The organism is Sutterella sp., from assembly GCF_052272535.1.
GTDB lineage: Bacteria > Pseudomonadota > Gammaproteobacteria > Burkholderiales > Burkholderiaceae_F > Sutterella.
Map to the genome: position 1 here is coordinate 1 of NZ_DAVZJY010000212.1, position 3,908 is coordinate 3,908.

The 3,908-nt window shown below is 70.7% G+C and carries 5 protein-coding genes; 1 reads left to right on the forward strand and 4 read right to left on the reverse strand.

The annotated features are described in order from the left end of the window. Positions 1-422: HAD-IA family hydrolase (locus ACT6Y9_RS09225; RefSeq protein WP_443744311.1), on the forward strand; the 422-nt coding region annotated here is incomplete at its 5' end. On the opposite strand, the gene ACT6Y9_RS09230 is transcribed toward ACT6Y9_RS09225, so the two are convergent. The 4 genes from ACT6Y9_RS09230 to recO form a co-directional block, all read right to left on the reverse strand. Further along, positions 355-930 (reverse strand): hypothetical protein, encoded by a 576-nt coding sequence (locus ACT6Y9_RS09230; RefSeq protein ID WP_443744312.1) that lies wholly within the window; start codon positions 928-930, stop codon positions 355-357. The two genes, ACT6Y9_RS09225 and ACT6Y9_RS09230, sit on opposite strands and share 68 nt — an antisense overlap. Positions 931-1,200: 270 nt before the next feature. Further along, on the reverse strand, positions 1,201-2,247 hold the full coding sequence (gene nagZ / locus ACT6Y9_RS09235; protein WP_443744313.1) for a beta-N-acetylhexosaminidase: 1,047 nt from the start codon (positions 2,245-2,247) through the stop codon (positions 1,201-1,203). Continuing rightward, on the reverse strand, positions 2,247-3,008 hold the full coding sequence (locus tag ACT6Y9_RS09240; protein ID WP_295479744.1) for a pyridoxine 5'-phosphate synthase: 762 nt from the start codon (positions 3,006-3,008) through the stop codon (positions 2,247-2,249). The genes nagZ and ACT6Y9_RS09240 overlap by 1 nt, the downstream gene beginning before the upstream one ends. A 132-nt stretch (positions 3,009-3,140) precedes the next feature. After that, positions 3,141-3,908: DNA repair protein RecO (gene recO, locus ACT6Y9_RS09245; RefSeq protein WP_443744314.1), on the reverse strand; the 768-nt coding region annotated here is incomplete at its 5' end.

Sequence of the window (3,908 nt, forward strand, 5' to 3'; positions counted from 1 at the left end):
TCGCTAACCTCGCCCTGAAGGACGGGGCTTGCGCGAGGCCTATCTTTTGGTCAAACAGCCTCCACCGACGGCTCTCGCTCACCCTCGGGCGCCTCGGCGTCCTCGAGCTCACGGGCGAGGCGCAGGTCTTCTCGGCCGAAGACGTCGCGCGCGGCAAGCCCGCGCCGGACCTTCACCTTCTCGCCTGCCGCCGCATGGGGGTGGCGCCGGAGGAGGCCCTCGTCGTGGACGACAGCGTGAGCGGCATCCGCGGCGCCCGTGCGGCCGGCATCCGCGCGGTTGGGTTTGTGCGCTACGCACACGACCGGGAGGCCGCCGCAGCAGCGCTCCGCGCGGCGGGCGCCTTCGCCGTCGTCACGAGCCTCGAGGAGGTCGGAACCATCGCTCGTACGCTCCCCACGGACGGCGGTACGCGCGGATGAGTGCGGGGGCCGCGGGCACCTCGACGAGAAGCCGGTCGGGGCCCGCCAGCCCGAGGGCCGTGGGTTCGGGGAGCTTGAGTCCTTTTTCGGCAAACCAGTCCGCCATCACGCGGCGCATGCCCGCCGCCGCCTTCCGGTCGTCGCGCCCGATCACCGAAAGCGCGGGCGAGCCGCAGGCAAGAAGCACCCCGCGGCCCGGGCGGAGCACCGCGCGGTCGCAGGGATAGACGAAGGCCGGGGCGCCGCCTTTGACACCCGGGTCGATCGTCGCCAGCACGCACCGCGCGGCGTCCGTGGGCGTCGCCGCCTGCTCGAGGGCGGGTGCCGCCGACGCCCACGACGCATTTCCGGCGCCGAGCGTCCCGAGCATGGCCTGCAGCGCCTCAAAGAGCGTCGCGCCCGTGCCCTCCATAGTCTGCTGATCGGGCGCGCTCCCGACGCTCTGGGCGCACATCACGCGCCAAACCTCTTTGTCCTTCGGCTCCACGATGAAGACCGGCAGCCGCATCTCAGTCCTCCTTTTGCGCCTTTGCGGGCGCCTGCTGCGTCTGTTGGCGGGGCCGCCCCGCCCCTGCAGAAAGGTGACGGCGGGCGGCGCCAGTGCCATGCCGTCAGTGTGCAGCACCAATGCGTCTTCTCGTGCCGCTATTGAGCACAAGAGATTGGTTGGCTATCCCTATTGGCAGCACTCAAACGCCGCCGCCCTCCTCGAGACGGCCCGCAGGTGCATGCGGGCGGCCTCAGGGAGGGCGGCGTCGGCGGAGATGCGAGTGGGTACCTACTCCGTGAGCAGTCCTGCCGCGGAGAGCTTCTCGTGGGCGGACTGCCAGAGCGCGGTGCGGCGCAGCTCGTCCAATGTGAGCGGGTCGCCGCCGTCGGGCATCAGGCGCGCGAGGCGCTCGGTGAAGGCGGCGGGCCGCTTCCAGTCGAGGAGCGCGAGGATGTCGTCGGCTTCTTCGGGGTGGTTGCAGTGGAGCACCATGTCGCAGCCCGAGACGAGCGCCCGCTCGGCGCGCTCGACGGGGGCGTCGTTCGTTCCGGCGCCCTTCATCGAGAGGTCGTCGGAGAAGACGAGGCCGGTGAAGCCGAGCGACCCGCGGAGCACCGACGTGAGGAGCTCCGGCGCGTAGGTGGCGGTCGCGCCGCCAAACCCCCGGTAGGCGACGTGGGCGGTCATCACGGAGGTGAGCTCGCCCGAGAGCGCGCGGTAGAGCGAAAGGTCTTCGAGGACGGCCTCGCGTTCGCGGTCGTCTTCGGGCATCGCGACGTGGCTGTCGGCCTGAGCCCAACCGTGACCGGGGAAGTGCTTGCCGCAGTTCGCCATGCCAGCGGCCGTGAGGCCGGCGATCAACCCGCGGGCATTGCGCGCGACCTCGGCGGGCGTAGCGCCCAACGAGCGGCTTCCGATCACGCCGGAGCGCCCGTAGTCGAGGTCGAGGACCGGCGTGAAGCTCATGTCCACGCCGCAGGCGCGCAATTCCGAAGCGAGCACGAACCCCGCGGCGAAGAGAAGCTCCGGCGCATCGTCGCCGAAGCGGCGGAACTCCGACATCGCCGGGATTTCCGTGAACCCCTCGCGGAAGCGCTGCACGCGTCCGCCCTCGTGGTCCACGCAGACGAGGATCCCGGGACGAAGCGCGTGGATCGCGCCCGTGAGGGCGAGGAGCTGGCCGGCGTTCTCGTAGTTGCGCGTGAAGAGGATCACCGCCCCCGTCATCGGATGAAGGATGCGCTCGACCTCGCGGGTGGTGAGGGTCGTGCCGGCCACGTCCACGACGACGGGGCCGAGCGCGGCGGCGCGGGCGAGCTTCGTGCGGGTGAGCATTACTTCTGCTCCCCGGCGACGGCGTCGAGAATGGCGTTGTAGCGGCGCACGGTTTCGGCGAACCCGTATTCGAGCGCCTCGGTCGTGAAGGCGTGGCCGATCGAAACTTCGAGGATGTTGCCGCAGGCTTCGAGGAGCGTCCGGAGGTTTTCAAGCGACAGGTCGTGGCCCGCGTTGACGCCGAGGCCCGCCTGAGCGGCGAGCTTCGCGCAGTCCGCATAGGGCGTCGTCACGGCGTCGGCGATCGGGGTGTTCCAGGCCGCGGCGTAGGCCTCGGTGTAGAGCTCAATGCGGTCCGCGCCCACCGCCTTCGCCCATTCGACGAAGTCGGGTTCGGGATCCATGAAGAGACTCACGCGGATGCCGAGGGACTTCGCCTCGGAGACGACCGGAGCGAGCGCTTCACGCACCGCGGGGTCGCCGAAGTCGAACCCGTGGTCGGAGGTCTTCTGTCCGACGGCGTCCGGCACGAAGGTCGCCTGGTGCGGGCGGATCTCGCGCAGGAGCGGCATCAGATTTTCGAAGGGGTTCCCTTCGATGTTGAGCTCGCACCCGGGAAAGGCGTCCACGAGGTCCTTCAAGGGCCGCAGGTCCGAAGCGCGGATGTGGCGCTCGTCGGGGCGCGGGTGCACGGTGAGCCCGTGGGCGCCCGCTTCGAGCGCGATGCGACCGAACCGGACCGGATCGGGAGCGTTGCCTTCGCGCGCGTTGCGCACGAGCGCGACCTTGTTCAAATTGACCGAAAGCTGAGTGCGGACCATTCTGAGCGGAACCTCTTCAAAAGGAAACGCGCCGCGGCGCCCGAAGCTTCCAGGGCGGCGGCGGAACCGCCCGAGAATAGCACGCGGCCTTTGCGGCCCGCCGCCCGCTTTGTAATCAAACGTCCGCGCGATCTAGAGGTGCTTGAGGTCGGCGAGCACGCGCCGCGTGGAGAGCGGCCGCTCGAGCCGCAGTTCAATCGCCTCGCGGTAGATTTCGCGCGCCGCGCGCAGGGCCTGCGGGCCCTCAAGGCGCCCGGCCAACACGTCCTCGACCTCTTCGCGCGGCCAGGTCTTGACGCCGGGGGGCGTCGCCGTCCCCTCCGCGACGCCCGCGAGGTCGCCGGTAGTGCGGAGCATGTAGCGCGGCGCCCCTGCGCCCTCGCTCACCCGCACCTCCCAGCCGCAGAGCCGGAGAAGCCCCGCTTCGAAGCGCCTCAGCGCCCGCTGCCGCTCGATCGCCTGCGCGCCGGCAAGCTCTTCGAGCGCCCGCACGTAGAGCGCGAAGAGCCCGGGGTGCGGGTCCTCGCGTCGGGTGAGCCGCAGCACGAGTTCGTTGACGTAGAAGCCCGAGAGCAGCGCCTCGCCCGAGAGGGGCGGCAGCACCCCCATCCATTCGGCCCGGGTGAGGATCTTCGCCTCCTTCCTGCCCGTCCAGGTGAGCTTCAGGGGACTGAAGGGGGTGAGGAGCCCCCGGAGGTTCGAGCCCGGGCGCTTCGCGCCCTTGGCGACCAGAAAGACGCGCCCGTGGCTGAGCGTAAGCGCGTCGGCGACGAGCGAACTTTCGCTCCAGGGACGCGCATGGAGGATGAAGGCGGGTTCGGCCGCCGGCCGCCGGGGGCGGTCGGCCGCGGGATCGGCCGCCTCGCGCGCGATCTCATCGAGAATGGCGAGCGCCGCGCG